17 protein-coding genes, 1 tRNA gene and 1 pseudogene are annotated in these 16,857 nt (G+C 38.8%); 7 read left to right on the forward strand and 12 right to left on the reverse strand.

Going from position 1 to position 16,857, the window contains the following annotated elements; translation table 11 throughout:
• Positions 1-95 (forward strand): transposase domain-containing protein (locus FTT98_RS07175; protein WP_179993438.1); only part of this gene is annotated, 95 nt, incomplete at its 5' end.
• 100 nt (positions 96-195) lie between these two features.
• Positions 196-909 (forward strand): annotated as a pseudogene (locus FTT98_RS07180) (DUF4198 domain-containing protein); the annotation flags it as partial.
• Between the two features lie 45 nt (positions 910-954).
• Here FTT98_RS07180 and FTT98_RS07185 read toward each other — a convergent pair.
• On the reverse strand, positions 955-2,028 hold the full coding sequence (locus FTT98_RS07185; RefSeq protein WP_180177198.1) for a hypothetical protein: 1,074 nt from the start codon (positions 2,026-2,028) through the stop codon (positions 955-957).
• 87 nt (positions 2,029-2,115) lie between these two features.
• Positions 2,116-2,191 (reverse strand) — tRNA-Asn (locus FTT98_RS07190).
• 251 nt (positions 2,192-2,442) lie between these two features.
• Between FTT98_RS07190 and FTT98_RS07195 the strand changes: the two genes are divergently transcribed.
• Positions 2,443-2,901 carry a hypothetical protein gene (locus FTT98_RS07195; protein WP_180040112.1) on the forward strand — a complete coding sequence of 153 codons (459 nt, stop codon included), beginning with the start codon at positions 2,443-2,445 and terminating at the stop codon, positions 2,899-2,901.
• Positions 2,902-2,952: 51 nt separating this feature from the next.
• Here the strand turns inward: FTT98_RS07195 and FTT98_RS07200 are convergent, their stop codons facing one another.
• The gene (locus FTT98_RS07200) at positions 2,953-3,390 is read right to left on the reverse strand and encodes a PaaI family thioesterase (RefSeq protein WP_171262633.1); all 438 of its coding nucleotides are present in this window, start codon (positions 3,388-3,390) and stop codon (positions 2,953-2,955) included.
• 327 nt (positions 3,391-3,717) lie between these two features.
• Here FTT98_RS07200 and FTT98_RS07205 point away from each other — a divergent pair, with 327 nt between their 5' ends.
• Positions 3,718-5,064, forward strand: coding sequence for an MATE family efflux transporter (locus FTT98_RS07205; protein ID WP_180177199.1), 1,347 nt, complete (start codon positions 3,718-3,720; stop codon positions 5,062-5,064).
• A gap of 48 nt (positions 5,065-5,112) precedes the next feature.
• Here FTT98_RS07205 and FTT98_RS07210 read toward each other — a convergent pair whose 3' ends face one another.
• A complete protein-coding gene (locus FTT98_RS07210) occupies positions 5,113-6,339 on the reverse strand; it encodes a pyridoxal phosphate-dependent aminotransferase (protein WP_111883988.1) in 1,227 nt (408 codons plus the stop codon).
• Between the two features lie 270 nt (positions 6,340-6,609).
• Positions 6,610-7,437 carry a type I methionyl aminopeptidase gene (gene map / locus FTT98_RS07215; protein ID WP_078191991.1) on the reverse strand — a complete coding sequence of 276 codons (828 nt, stop codon included), beginning with the start codon at positions 7,435-7,437 and terminating at the stop codon, positions 6,610-6,612.
• Positions 7,438-7,644: 207 nt separating this feature from the next.
• Between map and rpsB the strand changes: the two genes are divergently transcribed.
• The 3 genes from rpsB (at position 7,645) to FTT98_RS07230 (ending at position 10,092) form a co-directional block, all read left to right on the forward strand.
• Positions 7,645-8,391: a 30S ribosomal protein S2 gene (gene rpsB / locus FTT98_RS07220; RefSeq protein ID WP_078190314.1), complete on the forward strand. Its 747-nt coding sequence runs from the start codon at positions 7,645-7,647 to the stop codon at positions 8,389-8,391.
• A gap of 141 nt (positions 8,392-8,532) precedes the next feature.
• Positions 8,533-9,408 carry a translation elongation factor Ts gene (gene tsf, locus FTT98_RS07225; RefSeq protein WP_078190313.1) on the forward strand — a complete coding sequence of 292 codons (876 nt, stop codon included), beginning with the start codon at positions 8,533-8,535 and terminating at the stop codon, positions 9,406-9,408.
• A gap of 174 nt (positions 9,409-9,582) precedes the next feature.
• Entirely contained in the window at positions 9,583-10,092 is a 510-nt protein-coding gene (locus FTT98_RS07230; protein WP_180177200.1) for a DUF3465 domain-containing protein, read from the forward strand.
• Positions 10,093-10,345: 253 nt separating this feature from the next.
• Here FTT98_RS07230 and FTT98_RS07235 read toward each other — a convergent pair whose 3' ends face one another.
• The 7 genes from FTT98_RS07235 to FTT98_RS07265 form a co-directional block, all read right to left on the reverse strand.
• Positions 10,346-10,801: a DUF962 domain-containing protein gene (locus tag FTT98_RS07235; protein WP_180007646.1), complete on the reverse strand. Its 456-nt coding sequence runs from the start codon at positions 10,799-10,801 to the stop codon at positions 10,346-10,348.
• 152 nt (positions 10,802-10,953) lie between these two features.
• Positions 10,954-11,568 carry a septal ring lytic transglycosylase RlpA family protein gene (locus FTT98_RS07240; RefSeq protein ID WP_180173685.1) on the reverse strand — a complete coding sequence of 205 codons (615 nt, stop codon included), beginning with the start codon at positions 11,566-11,568 and terminating at the stop codon, positions 10,954-10,956.
• 286 nt (positions 11,569-11,854) lie between these two features.
• The gene (gene mltB, locus FTT98_RS07245) at positions 11,855-12,856 is read right to left on the reverse strand and encodes a lytic murein transglycosylase B (RefSeq protein ID WP_180040104.1); all 1,002 of its coding nucleotides are present in this window, start codon (positions 12,854-12,856) and stop codon (positions 11,855-11,857) included.
• A gap of 789 nt (positions 12,857-13,645) precedes the next feature.
• A complete protein-coding gene (locus tag FTT98_RS07250; RefSeq protein ID WP_078190308.1) occupies positions 13,646-14,296 on the reverse strand; it encodes a hypothetical protein in 651 nt (216 codons plus the stop codon).
• A gap of 17 nt (positions 14,297-14,313) precedes the next feature.
• Positions 14,314-15,132: an NADPH-dependent 7-cyano-7-deazaguanine reductase QueF gene (gene queF / locus FTT98_RS07255; RefSeq protein WP_168378016.1), complete on the reverse strand. Its 819-nt coding sequence runs from the start codon at positions 15,130-15,132 to the stop codon at positions 14,314-14,316.
• A complete protein-coding gene (locus tag FTT98_RS07260; RefSeq protein ID WP_180076837.1) occupies positions 15,132-15,905 on the reverse strand; it encodes an ABC transporter permease in 774 nt (257 codons plus the stop codon). Before FTT98_RS07260 ends, queF begins: the two co-directional genes overlap by 1 nt.
• Positions 15,902-16,837 (reverse strand): ABC transporter ATP-binding protein, encoded by a 936-nt coding sequence (locus FTT98_RS07265; RefSeq protein WP_111883996.1) that lies wholly within the window; start codon positions 16,835-16,837, stop codon positions 15,902-15,904. The genes FTT98_RS07260 and FTT98_RS07265 overlap by 4 nt, the downstream gene beginning before the upstream one ends.
• Positions 16,838-16,857 lie beyond the last annotated feature (20 nt).

Consider the following 16,857-nt stretch of genomic DNA (forward strand, 5'->3'; position numbering starts at 1 on the left):
CCTATTTAAGTGATGTGCTGAAAAGGTTGCCGACACATAAAGTGACTCAGATTGAAGAATTGCTACCACACCGCTGGAAACCTAAATCGAATTAAAAAATAGGCATGGGGTTCAGCGGACGCTTACGTTGGTCAGGCTGAAGCGCATTATCCTTATGTTGCACCTCTAAACTATCAAACATTTAATAATCATAGTGCCATTCTTTCTGGTTTTTATGACAATCCGTTTGTTTCTGAAATAGCCATTAAAAACTTTAATTTCCATGTACATACACCGTCAGGTGAAAAGCTGCATTTAACGGATGCTGATTGGGCAAAAACTCAAACAGTCAGCAGTTATAGTTTAGAAAATAAGCAGGATGGCACGTATCGTATTCGCGGTGAAAAGCAGGGAAGTACAGCGCGTTTTGCTTATGATCAAAAGCAGTGGAAAGCGTTAATCAATGGTGTGCGTGATCCTCAAAAAACTGCGAATGCAAATGTCATTTATACAGCCGAGTTGACTAAAAAGTCGCAAATCAAAAGTATTCAAACGCAGGAAATCATTGAAACTTTTGTATCACGCCGTGCAACCTCTACACATGTGGTGAATCATTTACATGATGGCTTTGATGTGCAATTTAAAACCCATCCAAATGCTATAAAGCATAATGAGCCTGTGCAACTGAAAGTGCTAGATCAGAAAAAAGCGGTTGCGGGTTTACAGGTTGAAATTTTGCAGCAAACCACGGATTACAGCCGTGAAGGAAAAGTTTATAAAACGCTTAAAACTGATCAAGATGGAAATTTGAATTTTAACCTATCAGATCGTGGTCAGTATTTGCTGAAAATGGATTATCAACAGCCTTTTGAAATGAAGGAACACGCATTAAAACGATATAAATATACTTTGAGTTTTAATGTGATTTAAAGAGAAAAAGCTCTGCGATTTGCGGAGCTTTTTTATGAAAATGATTTAGCTATCTTTAGGTTCAAGATAAAACATCGATAAACCTATCAATAAAATTAAACTGGTTTGAGTGAAAAAGTGTTTATTAAAACCACCATAATATTGCTGCGAATAGCCTGCAATCAGTAAACAACCCGTTAAATAAAGCAATCGATAATATCGGCTCTCAAAACAATAACAGACACTTGCAAAACATAAAATCAGGCAGCCAATCACCATATAATGGATATCCCAAATGATGGTGTTGATTGCAAATAAAAGTGCTGAAAGTGCGCCGATAGATAAATTACGCAGGCTTTCAAACCCTTGAAAAATGTGCATCAAAGCGAATATGAAGAATGGCAATAGAGCAAGTGCATATTTTATTCTTATACTGTTTTGCGTCATGAGCATAAAATTTTGCTGTTTCTCAACAATGGGGCTAGTACTGATGCTTAGCCTAAGCCATTGCAGGGTTAAGTGTTCAGGGATGTTGGCTTTAACTAAAAATTTGAGAGTGGCTTGTGGTGGAATAATATAATTTTCTTGGAATTCATGGCCATAAAACATCCAAGACTTATTGGTTTCCAATGTGTGATATTTCGTATTTTTTTGAGTTGAGATGTTAAAGAGTTGTCCACTTGCATTTAACCCAGCTTTCATACATGGTGTTTCTTTTTCGTGAACAATACATAACGGCAGTACCGAAATTTCAAGATCTTTTCGAGTTTGTTGCTGACCTGCAAAATCAATATGGATATACAGTTGATCAGATTGGTTTTGCAGCGTAATCGGTGTGCTTGACCAATATTGTCCTTCTGTCATCTCATTCAATACAGATTCAGATATTTCGGGAATGCTATTGTGATTTTGAATCTGCTGAGGTGGAATCAACCACTGTAGGTTGCTGTCAAGAAGGGTGTTAGATTCACTATTATATAAATTGGGTGGTGTTTTGAAATGTTGCTCAATTTCACTTTCGGGTGTGCAGCTCACCAAATAAATTGCAAATGGGCTGATAATAATTAAAAGAAAAATGAATGCAGTGAGATAGTGTTTTAAGGCAGTTTTATTTGATTCAGCATCAACTTGAATGAACATTTTTTTATTTTAATGACAATGACTTATAGATTATATGTAAATCAAAGGCATTAAAAAAGCCCATTTAAATAAATGGGCTTTAGAATTTGGCTCTCCAACCTGGGCTCGAACCAGGGACCTGCGGATTAACAGTCCGTCGCTCTACCGACTGAGCTATTGGAGAATCTGAATGCGATTATAAGCAGATTTTGAGGAGGGTCAAGCTAAAAATACCAATATGAGGAGAAATGCGTGATAGATGTTTTTTATTTGAACAAAAAGAAGGATTTTTTAGAAAAAATGAATCTTAGGCTTGCAAAGAAAAAATTCAATTGATAGTCTGAATGCAACAACAGAGCGTTTAAACATATGTTTAAACAGTGTGGATTTAAACCCAACTTGCCAGCACTAAAATGGCTAAACAGGAGAAAGCGAATGAATACGCTGACTATTTCTCAGATTTTTTCAAACTTTACTTTTTATCAAGAAAACTATCTTTCTATTATCAGTAATCAAGAGCAATATCAAACACCTGTCGAAGGTGCATACGTTGACGTTTGGCCTTTGGGTCGACGTGACTTGGCATTGGGTGATTTATTACAACTGTGGTTTAGTGAAAAATGGTTGATCAACGCGCCATGTCATTTACGTTTTGAACATCAAGATGATGGTCGTCGTGTGCCTTTGCAACGCAAGCAAGACTTGTATTTATACCAATTGGCAGGTAATGCGTTATCAGGCTCAAATCGTTCTAAAGTATGGTCTATTTCAGAACAACGGGATCTTCGTGTTGAGTTAGATAGTACTTTAAAATATTACTGCTTTCAAAAGGGCAGTAATCGCATTGATCTAAGCGAAGGCCAATTAATTCGTGCCTTACATTCAGCAATTTAAGTTTGAAACATCATCTGCTCGCATTGAATTGCGAGCAGAAAAATAAAAATATTAAGGACGTATAATCATGCAGGTTGCAGTTGCATGTGCATAAAGTTTGCCATTGTCATCAATAATTTTCCCTTCAGAAATCCCTAAATTTTTACTGATATTAATGACTGTTCCTATCGCTGTAAGTTCAACATCCTTTGGAATTGGGCGACACATTTTAATATTTAAGTCGATGGTGCCATAACCTACACCTGCCTCTAATAACGTGTGAATGGCGCAACCTGTCACCGAGTCGAGTACAGTAGCAGCAAAGCCACCATGCACGCCGCCTAGCGGATTTAAGTGTCGTGCATCTGCTTTAGCCTTAAAGCTAATACTGCCCTCAGATACTTCATAAGGCTGCATAGGAATAGTTTCGCTAATACTTGCTGGTGGAATTTTTCCTGCACACATGGCTTGTAGAAGTTGCAGTCCGGTCATTTCTTTTGGGTTCATTATTCTGGCCTATTTTACGAGTTCTAAAAAGGAATCTAAGTTTAACATAGCTAATTGTTGAAATTATTGTCAAGTTGATTCTTTGAAGCTTTCATTGAGTAATCTTGCTTTGGTATTTACGTGGGTTGTATAAAGAATGGCAGTGAGTAGAGGGGATAAAGGGAAGTAGGCATGATGTGAAAAATAACGCGAAATGCATTTAAAAAATAAGTAATAAATCTATTGTATATACTTGGTTTTTCACAGATGATGGGTAAAACATAAAAGATATCAGCTGATTATAAGTCGAATTAAGACTTATATTTAGAATAAAAAATACAGTGAAAAGTCATGAAAACGTTTTTAAATTTGTGGATGCCCATTTTTTTGAGTAATACCATTTTAATGCTTGGTGGTTTATTCGATACGATTTTTTTATCTCATTTTTCAGCACAACATGTCACTGCAATCGCCGTATGTTTGGGCATCTACAGTTTAGTTTTTGTCTCGGGTATGGGTATTTTGCAAGGCATGATGCAGGAACTGGCGGAAGCAAATGGCCGCAAAGCGTATCCGGAATTACAGCTGATTATTAAGCAAAGTATCATCATTGTGCTCTGTCTTTCAGGTGGTGCGGCTTGGCTTTTTACTCATGCAGAACCATTGCTCAATGTCTTAAGAGCTGACGAAGAAATAAGAGCATTAATTCAACCGTGTTTGGTTTTGATGGCTTTAACCATTCCTGGGCATTTTTTATTACGAATTCTTTTTATTTACACGCAAACCTGTGGGCAGGCAAAGCGAGTATTTTATGCAAACACACTGTATTTAATAATAAAAGTAACTTTTGCATATGGCTTTATATTTGGAATTTCGGTTTTTAATATTCCTGCTTATGGTGTGAAAGGCGCTTTTCTAGCGCATCTTCTTGCGCAATGGTTGTTACTGGTTCTCTATTATTTCTTTTTCTTAGAAAAGAAATTGAGTATTCACTGGTTGGGTGAGTTCTTTAATTTAAAAATTTTATGTAATATTTTAAGCATTGGATTACCAACTGCTGTGGTTGTTTTTATTGATGTATTTACCATAAGCGCAATTGCGTTACTGGCATTACCACTGGGTAATGTCATTGTAAATGCGTATCAAATCGCTATGGGGTTTTGCGGCTTATTGTTTATGTTGCCGCTTTCACTTGGCGCAACCTTTAGTATTTTGGTATCGACTAAAATTGGAGAGGGGTGTGTTCAGGAGGCGTGGCATTTAACCGGTATAGCGATGAAGGTGGCATTCGTGGTCGCATTATCCGCCTCAATCGTTGTGGCAGTATTTCATCCCTATATATTGCCCTTGTTCAGTAATGACAAAGATGTACTCAACGTGGTTTTCTCATTGGTGTTTTTATTGTGTTGGATGCATATCTTTGATGCGATGTTAGTAGTTTCGGTCAATATGTTGAGATGTTGGAAAGTTATTGTATTTCCGATGCTGGTTTATAGCAGCATGATTTTAGTTTTCGGGCTTGGTGGCGGCTGGTATTTGGCATTCCATCCAGTGACATGGTTGGGGCGCACGTACGTTGCATTCAATATTCAAGGATTTTGGATCATGCTTTGTTTTGCTTATACGCTGGCGGCAATTATTTGCTTTACCTGTCTTAAATGGAAACATAGTAAATATTTAAAAATGGCTCAGATATAAAAAACCCGCGAATATCGCGGGTTTTTTTGATTTGATCTTTAGATCAAATTATTTTTCAGCGGCAATTGAAGCAATCGCAGCGTCTACGCCTTCGATTGAGTCAGCAGCTTTCTTGATACGTGCAAGCGCATCTACAAGAACTTCGTCTGCAGTTGCATAAGAAATACGCATGTAACCACCTAGACCGAACGCATCACCAGGAACTACGGCAACACCAGTTTCTTCCAATAACCATGCAGAGAATTCTGTGCAAGATTTTAAACCTTTTGCACGAATCAATGGACGGATGTTTGCGTATGCATAGAATGCACCATCAGCAGGAAGGCAAGTGATACCGTTGATGTCGTTCAAGCCTTTCACAACTAGGTCGTGACGGCGTTTGAATGCTTCAATCATTGGCTCAAGAACGTCTTGAGGACCATTCAATGCAGCTTCAGCAGCAACTTGTGAAATAGAAGTTGGATTTGAAGTTGATTGAGATTGGATTTTTTTCATCGCACCAATAAGTTTAGCAGGGCCCGCTGCGTAGCCAATACGCCAGCCAGTCATTGCATAAGCTTTAGATACACCGTTAAGAACGATTACGCGATCGTAAAGGTCTGGTGCAACTGTTGCGATGTTGTAGAATTCGTCGTCCCAACGGATTGGTTCGTACATATCATCAGAAGCAACTAAAACTTCAGGGTATTTACGTAGAACGTCAGCTAAAGCAAGTAATTCTTCTTTAGTGTAGATCATACCTGTTGGGTTAGAAGGGCTGTTTAGAACCACTAAACGAGTTTTGTCAGTGATTGCAGCTTCTAATTGAGCAGGCGTAATTTTGAAACGTTGGTCTTCACCACATTTCACGATTACAGGAGTACCTTCAGCAATGATCACCATGTCTGGGTAGCTTACCCAGTAAGGAGCAGGGATAATTACTTCGTCACCTTTGTTTAACAAAGCAAGTGCCAAGTTAAAGAAAGATTGTTTACCACCACAAGAAACCAAGATTTGGTTTGCAGCGTAATCAAGGTTATTGTCGCGTTTTAATTTAGCAATAATTGCTTTTTTAAGACCTGGAGTACCGTCAACAGCTGTATATTTAGTGAAGCCATTGTTGATAGCAGCAATTGCAGCATCTTTGATGTGTTGTGGGGTATCGAAATCCGGTTCACCTGCGCCTAAACCAATTACGTTTTTACCAGCAGCTTTCAATTCAGCAGCTTTGTTAGTAACAGCAAGTGTAGGGGACGGTTTGATGCTATTTACACGATCAGACAGACGTACGTCCACGGCAGTATTCCTTCTTATAGGGATTAAAAAATAAAAAGCACACTATCTTAGCTTAAATGCACAGTAATGGGGAGTGGCAAAATCAACAATGTGCAAAAAAGTGTGATATTCCATCCTAACCCTATAATTGAGAAAATTTACATTGAGTTACTTAAATTTTTAATCAAATTTTATGGCAAATTCTTAAAGTCACGGACAAAAATAGGGCATAAAAAAGGCCACAATATCTGTGACCATTTTTAATAAAATTTTGTGCTTCAAATACTTTGCTTATTGAACAAAACGCGATAGATCTTCTTCGGGGCGAGCAGTTAGCACTTCTACACCATTTTTTGTTACAAGTAGCGTGTGTTCGTACTGTGCAGACAAGCTATGATCTTTAGTAACGACAGTCCATTTATCACCAAGAAGTTTGGTTTTCCAGTCGCCACCGTTCACCATTGGTTCGATGGTAAAGGTCATGCCTTCTTCTAAGATCATGCCTGTATTGGGTTGACCGTAGTGTAAAACTTGTGGTTCGTCATGGAAAACAGTACCAATACCATGACCACAATATTCACGTACAACGCCAAAACGTTCTGATTCAACATATTGTTGAATGGCATGACCAATATCACCCATGGTTGCGCCTGGTTTTACCACCGCCATACCACGGTACATGGCTTCTTGAGCAACTTTACATAAACGGTTCGCTAAAATAGATGTTTCACCGCCTACGATATACATCATGTTGGTATCACCGTGGTAACCATCTTTAATCACAGTGACATCGATGTTTAAGATGTCACCTTTTTTTAACTTTTTGCTTTCAGATGGAATACCGTGACACACCACATGGTTCACTGAAGTACAGATCACGTGCTGGAACGCTGGACGACCCGGCGCAGCACCATAACCTAAACAAGCAGGAATAGCTTCTTGTTTGTTGACAATATAGTCATGACAAATCGTATCAAGTTCTAGGGTAGTCACACCTGGAACAATATGCGGTTTGATCATATCCAAAACTTCTGCCGCTAGTCGACCCGCGACGCGCATTTTTTCAATTTCGTCAGGCGTTTTAATTAATCGACGTGGAGCTTCGTAAGTACTGTTCATGATCTCTAAAAACTTTTGGAAATTTGTATGTGACTATGGTATAAATAGCCGCCCATTTTATCAAATGCTTTTTCGTGAATATCTTTCATGAGCTTTGTGCGATGGGGCAATAAAATCCGCACATATATCGACACATTTCTCTGGGTGCCTTTTTAGGTGGAGAATGCGGGTATATGGAGGCCTAACCCAAACTTTAAGGTAAAGAAAATGGCAGATTACAACGTAAGCATGCGCGACCTTCTTCAAGCAGGCGCACACTTCGGTCACCAAACACGTTTTTGGAATCCAAAAATGCGCGAATACATCTTCGGCGCGCGCAACAAAATTCACATCATCAACCTTGAGCACACTGTTCCTGCGTTAAATGATGCTTTGAACTTTGCTAACAACTTGGCTAGCAAAAAGAACAAAGTTTTGTTCGTTGGTACAAAACGTGCAGCTTCTGCAATCATCCGTGAACAAGCTCAACGTGCAGGTCAACCATATGTTGATCACCGCTGGTTGGGTGGTATGTTGACTAACTGGAAAACTCTTCGCCAGTCAATCAACCGTCTAAAAGACCTTCAAACTCAATCTACTGACGGTACTTTCGCTAAACTTACTAAACGTGAAGCTTTAGAACGTACTCGTGAGATGGAAAAACTTGAACGCGCTCTTGGCGGCGTTAAAAACATGGGTGGTTTACCTGACGCATTATTCGTAATCGATGTTGATCACGAAGCAATTGCAATTAAAGAAGCTAAAAACCTTGGTATTCCTGTTATCGGTATCGTTGATACAAACTCTAACCCAGACAACGTAGACTACGTTATCCCTGGTAACGACGATGCGATCCGTGCAGTTACTCTTTACGCTTCTGCTATGGCTGATGCGATTCTTGCTGGTAAAGAATATGCTCAATCACAAGCAAATGCACAAGCTAAAGGCGAAGAAGCTCCTGCTTCTGAGGCTTAATGCGTTTGACGTAAGCTTGTCATTTTTGCGACACGTGATGGTGGCAAAGTAAGCGTCATGTATGCAGACGGCCCAAGAGACAGCTCTGGGCCGTTTCTGTTCTAAAAAGAATTCATTTTCTACCGTATTTAGGAGATTAACATGACTGCAGTTACAGCAAGCATGGTTAAAGAATTGCGCGATCGTACTGGTCTTGCAATGATGGAATGTAAAAAAGCATTAACAGAAGCGGGCGGTGACATCGAATTAGCGATCGACAACCTTCGTAAATCTGGTCAAGCTAAAGCTGCTAAAAAAGCGGGTAACATTGCAGCTGACGGCGCGATCACTATCGCTCAAGAAGGCAACAAAGCAATCCTTGTAGAAGTTAACTGTCAAACTGACTTCGTTGCTAAAGACGAAAACTTTGCTGGTTTCTCTGCTAAAGTTGCTGCTGCTGCGCTTGCTGCTGGTGTAACTGACGTTGCTCAAATTGCTGAATTGAAACTTGAAGATGGTGCTACTGTTGAAGAAGCTCGTATCGCGCTTGTTCAAAAAATCGGTGAAAACATCCAAGTACGTCGCGCTCAAATCGTTGAAGGCGACAACCTTGCAGTTTACAAACACGGTTTAAAAATCGGTGTTGTAGTTGCATACGCTGGTGATGCTGAAACTGGTAAAGGTTTGGCTATGCACATCGCTGCATTCAACCCAGTTGCTGTAAACGAAGCTGGCGTTTCTGCTGAACTTATCGCTAAAGAAAAAGAAATTGCTGAAGCGAAAGCAATTGAATCTGGTAAACCAGCAAACATCGTTGAAAAAATGGTAACTGGTTCAGTTCAGAAATACTTGAACGAAGTTGTTCTTGAGAACCAAATGTACGTTATCGACAACGATAAGAAAGTTGCAGAAGTTCTTAAAGCAACTGGTACTACTGTTGCTAACTTCGTACGTTTCGAAGTTGGTGAAGGTATTGAGAAAAAAGCTGAACTTTCTTTCGCTGAAGAAGTTGCTGCTGCTCAAGCTGCTGCAAAATAATCTCTGATTATTTGTAGAAAAAAGCCCTCGTTTTTGAGGGCTTTTTTTATGGCTGTAGCTTTACTGATTTCAAAGCTATTCTGACTTTAAATTGTGTGCATTGTTGTTCACAGATCCTATTTTTATCCATATTAATGACTATAATGAGTTGAAAATTTAGATTTAAACTATCTTATGGCAAACAAAACAAACTTAACCATCGGCGGAATTATTGTTGCGCTTACAGCCGCTTATTTCGGAATCGATTTACAACAACAAAAATCTGCACCAGTTCAGACGACAGCGGAACAAAACGCACAGCCACAAATAGAATCAGTACAACCTGTAGATGCTCAACAAAAAGGGCAGAGTGCTGAAGATGTTATTGCGCATGCATTTAAAAATAAACTCAGTAATGTTCAGGTTGAGGGTGCAGGTCAAGTCAAAGCGGTACTTCGAGATGATAATGAAGGTAGCCGACATCAAAAGTTCATTTTGACCTTAAATAATGGTCAAACGCTTTTAGTCGCACATAATATCGATCTTGCTCCACGCATTGATGACTTGGAAAAAGGCGATACAGTTCAATTTTACGGTGAATATGAATATTCAGATAAGGGAGGTGTGATGCATTGGACACATCACGATCCGAATGGACGTCATCAAGATGGTTGGTTAAAGCATCAAGGTAAAACCTATCAATAAAAATCACGTAGTCATTTTTAACTTTAGTCATTTAAATGATCATGATTCAGATGAAGCTATCAACATAAAATTGGATTAACCATATTGAGTAAAAGCCAGTGTTTAAACACTGGCTTTTTGGTCGTATAAATAGAAAAAATGATTGGAAATACCAGAGATAAATACACCTATAAACAATAGGGTTTTAAGCATCGAATATGAAGAAAACCAATGTCGAATAAGTGAAAAAGAGATCTATGAAATTAATCGTGCTCTAAATGCTCTTTATTTGCGATTTATGGTGTGTTTTCCAATTACTAAGTACTTTGCTTGCAAATGTATCTAAACACCAAATAGGGCCAATGAGGAGGAATTGGAGATCTTTGAAAAAAGAGGGCTTTTTACCTTCAATTTTATGGCCATAAAATTGACCAATCCATGCGAATACAAAGAGTGCGATATAAAAGCCATAACCAACTGGTAGTACCCAAATTAGCCATACCATGATTAACGTTAACGCGGCCATTGCAACAGCAAGCACAATGTCTAAACGTGCGTAAAAGATAAATGCTAAAGCAAGTAAGACAGCAGTAAGTAGCGCGCTAAAATGTGCCAATATGCCAACGATTGAAAAATAAATCGTGGGTACGCAAATCCAGTGAATAATTTTATTGGTTTTATTTTGATGACTTTCGCTGTATTCATCAAACCATTCGTTGATTGTTTTCATGATAGTCCTTAATCATGGGGAAGGACTTCAATATAAACAAGAATGCGGGAAGGGTCAAAATCAGGATTACTGATGATTTGAAAGGCTAAGAGGCTTCAAATAAAAAACCACGCTAGGCGTGGTCTGTTAAATGCAGTCACTTCATTGGAGAATTAAGAATTTGGACCGTCTACGCGCTCAATGCTCACATTTGCAGTACCCGCACTGGTAATACCCAATTGCTTAGCAGCACCATAAGATAAATCAAGAACACGGTTACCATGGAATGGACCACGGTCATTTACTTTCACCACGACGCTTTTACCATTATTGCGATTCGTAACACGAATAAAGCAATTAAGTGGCAGGCTACGATGTGCTGCTGTAAGTGCGTTCATGTCAAACGTTTCACCGCTTGCTGTTTTACGACCGTGGAATTGACGACCGTACCAAGAAGCAGTACCTGTTTGAGTGAACTTACGAACAGTATTCGATGCAACAGTATTTAACTTTTCAATCACTGAAGGCTCATCTTCAGGAATTTCGATTTTAGCAGCGATTGTTTGACGACGAATTTTATCGCCAGAACGCTCAGTGATTGAAAGGCTACTTAAATTCGTAAAGTTTGAATTGAAGCTTTGAGCTTCTTTATTCAATACACGAGCTGCAAGACGAGAGTTGTCATTATCATGATTGAATGATGATGACTGAACCATCTCAGCTTGTGATTGACTTAGCGCAATTGCCGTGGCAACCGCTAAGGCATATTTAATAATTGATGACTGCATTGTTTATCTCCCAATGGCATATTTACTGGTTCAACTAAGTCGCTGATATCCATGTAAACACGTCTGATATTTCACTTTTGCAACTATATTTAACGAGATGGATAATATTCATGCCATCAATAGGCTGTCTAGTGTTTAATTAAAATACTTTGAAAATGTCTAAAAAATTAACAATAGTTGGTTAAAAAGTAATCAATAATGTAACAAGGTGTGTAAAATGCTGAATAAATGCTCATTTTAATGAAAATATTTGTTGACTTTTTTGCTCTATAGGAAAAAACCAGTCTTATCGACTGGTAACTTCAGTGCCTAAAAGCCATAGCGCAGTCGCATACATACGGCTTTTGTTATAGGTTGTAATGACCTGAAAATTTGGATAAGTGATGTAATAAATTGGTCCATAACTATCTTGCAATTGGATGACATTGACCAAATCGAGATCATCGATTTTTACCAATGGATTCATAGGGGTTACACCTTGAGCCTTGAGTACACCATAGGGTGTTGGCTGGTTTAAATCCTTTGCAATAATAGCATCTGGGTTGTTTCCACTATAGCGAGCAGCAAAAGCAATCGGTTGATTACGCTGCCAACCATAATTTGCTAAATAATTTGCAATTGAACCAATGGCATCGACAGCCGAATTACGCAGGTCAACATGACCATTGCCATCGTAGTCCACACCAAATTTTGGAATGTTACTTGGCATAAATTGAGGATAACCCACAGCACCTGCATATGAACCGACGACAGAGTTGGTTGGAACACCATCTTTATATGACCAAGCAATCAGTGCAGCAAGTTCATCTTGGAAATATTGTGCACGGCGTTCATAGCCAAAACCAAGGGTCGCTAAAGCATCACGGGTGATAAAATTACCTTTATTGCTGCCGTAGCCTGTTTCAACACCCAAAATGCCTAAAATCACGGATTGAGGCACACCAAATTGTTGTTCTGCACGATTTAAAGTGTCGGCATATTGACTTTTGAAACGAACACCGCGTTGAATTGTGCTTTCAGCTAAAAAGTTGGTTTTGTATTGGTACCAAGGCTTTGATTCGCCAGGTCTATTCATAATGCTAATAATGTTAGGTAGGTTTTTACTGCCTTGCATTGCCCAATCAATTTGATTTTCACTCAGACCATAGGTTTGCATTGCATTTTGTTTAAAGCTTGCATATGCCGGATGAGATTGGAAGTCGTTAGCCTGACAAAAACTGGTCAGTGAAATTGAACCGGCCATAATGGCAATATGTGATAGTTTTTTATAAAAATTTCGATTTAGCATAAATAAAAAATTTCCAGTTGCTTTAGCGATGAGTATGAACAAAATTTCGAGGGGAAAAGATCCTGAAAATTGTGATGACCTTCTGGTTTCATAGCTCATTAAAGGTAAAGGTTACCAATAGCAACTAAGATACCACTGACAGCGCATGCTTTCATAAATAGATATACAAAAAAAGACAAAGCAAAGGATTTTTTCGTAGTTAACATATTGAAAAGTGACATATTCATTTACATAACTTGCAAATATTCACAAATCATTTGAAATATAGATGACTCTAAAACTCATGCGTCATAAAAACGCAGAACGAATAAACTTTATCGCGTTGCGAAATACTGTTTAGAAGCTACAAATTTTGCAAAGTAAAATCCAAAAAACGAAGGGGGCAGGGTTAGAAAAGCACAGGTCTAAAAACATCTATATGCATGTGATGGCGTATTCACCTCATGGGTGTTTTCGCTAACGCTTCAATGCTGTTGAAAACGTTGCTATATATAGTAGAAATATAGACTGAATGTTAAAAAAGAAAGAGATTGAATATTGAAATGGATGCATTGAAATTTAAGCCAAAATGACGGCAAGCATTCAAATCCTGTTTGTAATCAGGTTCTTTCTTTTCTGTGTGGATTTTTAAAAATAGTACATATAAATGTACTGTCATTTAATTGAGATCAGTTCATATTCTAGAACTGTGTTTGCATGACTATATATAGTCATTGTATCGGGATTCGATTTTATGCATTTAGCCATAAAAAAACCTAGCCGAAGCTAGGTTTTGACGAGTAGCGCGATTTATTTGTTAAACATCGCATCATGTGCTTCTGCAAGGGCACCTAGCTCTTCTTTGGTTAGATTTGGGAAAATCTTATCAATCGCGATATGAATTGCTTTAATCACGGCAGAAGAACCGATATCGGCTGCTTTACGTTTAATCATGCCTAAATCGAGTGTTTTATTGAAGTCATTCATAAAATGACGCACTGCAGCTTCAGCAAACTGTTTATACAGTTCACCAAAAGCAGCTTTATTGACATCTACACCCGATTTAATTTCGGCATAACTATTTTTAAGGTTAGTGACTAGTCCTGCATCTAAGCTCAGACCTACACGATGAGCGCCGACTGTGTCCTGAAATAAACTTCGTTCTGAAAATTCAATGGATTGTTTCACCACATCATTCGGAGATTTACCCAATAGCTGCTTTAACAATACAGCGACTGTTGATTTGACATAGCCAGCCAGTTTTTCTGCTGTGTCGCGCTTGTCGCTTGCAGGAAACAGATGAACAGGAGCTAATATAGTTGCACCAATGATTTCTTCATTAATCAGCAAAGCTGTTTTATCACGTAAAGGATAAAGTGGTTCACTCGAATTTTTTTTCGCGTGACCAGTTTGGATACTGCTTAGAAGTTCCTCAGAAGGAATAAAACCAAAAAATGGCATCACTAACCTCAATTTTTTTATTGTCGCGCCAATCGAATGGGGCGAGGCATCCATGTTAAATCCGATACACGACAAGGGTTGATATCCAATCCACCACGGCGTGTATAGGCAGCATATACCATCAGCTGACTTGGTTTTAAATGTTGCCAAATATCGGCAAACATTTGCTCCACACATTGTTCGTGGAAACCATTATGCTGACGGTAAGAAATAATATAAGCCAGAATACTACGATAACAAGGCTTAGTACCTTTATACCGTATAAATACCGTTCCCCAATCAGGTTGACCCGTGACTGGGCAGTTACTTCTTAATAAATGTGAATAAAGTTGAATTTCAACTTCTTCTTGCGCTGCAGCTTCATCTAAAGAGAGTAAATCTGCATTTGGATGATTTTCTAACTGAGTGGGTTCTAAGTCATCAATACAGATGCCTTGTGGTTTTGAAATTTCAACATCATCGACATGAAATAGATCAATAGTCACAGCGGCATTGGCTGCTGCTGATAAGTCTTTTTCTACAGTTGCTTTAAACGCTGCCTGAGAATCAAATTTGGTAAAGTTCATACTATTAAAGTAGAGCTTTAAAGATTTCGATTCGATCAGGTTGTCTGAACTTGCTGGCAAAGTTAAACGACCAATAGCAACTTGAGGCACACCAGAAGCATTTAACCAAGAAATTTCAAAAACATGCCACCAGTCTTTACCTTGGCGTATGCCTTCCACATGGGCATATTGTTCACGTGCAGTGGCACGTGCAATCGGAAACAGAATATCGGGTTGATATTCTGTTGGGTAGTTGGTGTCTTTACCTAAAAGGGATTGTTCTACACTCATTATTCACGCATTCCTGAACCACGAGAAAGTAAATGATACGCCACGCCATAAAGTACAACGCAACATGCAGTAATAACTGTCAGTGAAATGCCGACATTCACATCGCTATGGCCCAAAATACCGTAGCGGAAAGCATTGACCATATACACGACAGGGTTGATTAAAGAGAGATTTTGCCAAAAAGGACTCAGTGATGAGATGGCATAGAAAACACCGCCTAAATAAGTCAGCGGAGTCAGGACGAAAGTCGGGATAATCGAAATGTCGTCAAAAGATTTTGCATAAACAGCATTAATAAATCCGCCAAGAGAAAACAGCAGCGAAGTAATGAGAACTGTATATATAGTTACGAAGATATTGGTCAGGTGTAATTCAGTAAAAAATAGGCTCATCACAGTGACAATAAAGCCGACTAAAACACCACGGCAAACACCACCGATCACATAACCCCAAAGCACCAAGTGTAACGGCACTGGACTCATGATTAATTCTTCGATGCTTTTTTGAAATTTTGCACTAAAGAAACTTGATGACACATTGGCATAGCTGTTGGTGATGACCGCCATCATAATTAAGCCGGGCACGATGAACTGCATATAGCTAAAACCGCCCATTTGCCCAATGCGTGAACCGACTAAATTACCGAAAATCACAAAGTACAAACTCATGGTGATCGCAGGTGGGAGAAGAGTTTGCGGCCAAATACGCATGAAACGGCGAATTTCTTTATACACTAAGGTGTAGAGGGCGATACACAGTTGGTTAAAATTCATTGTGCTGCACCTTCAAGATTTTTTTCTACCATACGGACAAACAGTTCTTCTAGTCGGTTAGATTTATTACGCATACTACGAACCTGAATACCTTGAGATTCCATGAGTTGGAATAGATCATTTAAGGTATGGGCTTTATCCATAGTGACCTCTAAAGTGACGGGGTCAACTAAGTTGAAACGAACACCAATAATTTCAATATGGATCGGTTCAATGGGTTCGGCTAAATCGAAAATAAAGGTTTCTTCATTTAACTGACTGAGAAAACCTTTCATGCTGGTGTCTTCTTTAATCACACCACGGTCAATAATTGCGATTCGACGGCACAACATTTCTGCTTCTTCTAAATAGTGTGTCGTTAAAATAATAGACGTACCTTTTTCGTTCATTTCTGTGAGGAAATCCCACATCGAACGGCGTAGTTCAATATCAACACCAGCAGTCGGCTCATCTAAAATCAGCAGTTTAGGTTCATGCATCATGGCACGAGCGATCATTAAACGGCGTTTCATACCGCCCGATAACATACGTGCTTGGGTACTGCGTTTTTCCCAAAGACCAAGCTTTTCTAAATATTCCTCTGCACGTTTCTCTGCTATCTTTTTAGAAATACCGTAATAACCAGCTTGAGTCACCAAAATATCAAATGTTTTTTCAAATTGACCAAAGTTAAATTCTTGAGGGACAACGCCCAAACACTGCTTTGCATGCGAGGGATGGGTATCTAAATTGTGCCCAAAAATTTCGACAGTACCTGAAGTTTTACGGGTTAGTGAACTGATAATACTAATCGTGGTAGATTTTCCTGCACCATTGGGACCTAAAAGTGCATAAAATTCACCTTCGGGTACTGTTAAATCAATACCTTTAAGCGCCTGAAACCCATTTTTATAGGTTTTTGACAGCTGCTTTAACGTTAGTGCATCAGTCATAAATAATTCACTCTATAAAT

The organism is Acinetobacter sp. YH12039 (assembly GCF_013420015.1).
GTDB classification, from domain to species: domain Bacteria; phylum Pseudomonadota; class Gammaproteobacteria; order Pseudomonadales; family Moraxellaceae; genus Acinetobacter; species Acinetobacter amyesii.

Excerpts from the sequence above, each read along its gene's own strand:
- FTT98_RS07235 (WP_180007646.1), bottom strand. The coding sequence starts at position 10,801 with ATGAAAACAATCAACGAATGGTTTGATGAATACAGCGAAAGTCATCAA.
- FTT98_RS07250 (WP_078190308.1), bottom strand. The coding sequence starts at position 14,296 with ATGCCATTTTTTGGTTTTATTCCTTCTGAGGAACTTCTAAGCAGTATC.
- FTT98_RS07265 (WP_111883996.1), bottom strand. The coding sequence starts at position 16,837 with ATGACTGATGCACTAACGTTAAAGCAGCTGTCAAAAACCTATAAAAAT.
- FTT98_RS07205 (WP_180177199.1), top strand. The coding sequence starts at position 3,718 with ATGAAAACGTTTTTAAATTTGTGGATGCCCATTTTTTTGAGTAATACC.
- FTT98_RS07230 (WP_180177200.1), top strand. The coding sequence starts at position 9,583 with ATGGCAAACAAAACAAACTTAACCATCGGCGGAATTATTGTTGCGCTT.
- map (WP_078191991.1), bottom strand. The coding sequence starts at position 7,437 with ATGAACAGTACTTACGAAGCTCCACGTCGATTAATTAAAACGCCTGAC.
- tsf (WP_078190313.1), top strand. The coding sequence starts at position 8,533 with ATGACTGCAGTTACAGCAAGCATGGTTAAAGAATTGCGCGATCGTACT.
- FTT98_RS07195 (WP_180040112.1), top strand. The coding sequence starts at position 2,443 with ATGAATACGCTGACTATTTCTCAGATTTTTTCAAACTTTACTTTTTAT.
- FTT98_RS07240 (WP_180173685.1), bottom strand. The coding sequence starts at position 11,568 with ATGCAGTCATCAATTATTAAATATGCCTTAGCGGTTGCCACGGCAATT.
- FTT98_RS07260 (WP_180076837.1), bottom strand. The coding sequence starts at position 15,905 with ATGAATTTTAACCAACTGTGTATCGCCCTCTACACCTTAGTGTATAAA.
- rpsB (WP_078190314.1), top strand. The coding sequence starts at position 7,645 with ATGGCAGATTACAACGTAAGCATGCGCGACCTTCTTCAAGCAGGCGCA.
- FTT98_RS07185 (WP_180177198.1), bottom strand. The coding sequence starts at position 2,028 with ATGTTCATTCAAGTTGATGCTGAATCAAATAAAACTGCCTTAAAACAC.
- queF (WP_168378016.1), bottom strand. The coding sequence starts at position 15,132 with ATGAGTGTAGAACAATCCCTTTTAGGTAAAGACACCAACTACCCAACA.
- mltB (WP_180040104.1), bottom strand. The coding sequence starts at position 12,856 with ATGCTAAATCGAAATTTTTATAAAAAACTATCACATATTGCCATTATG.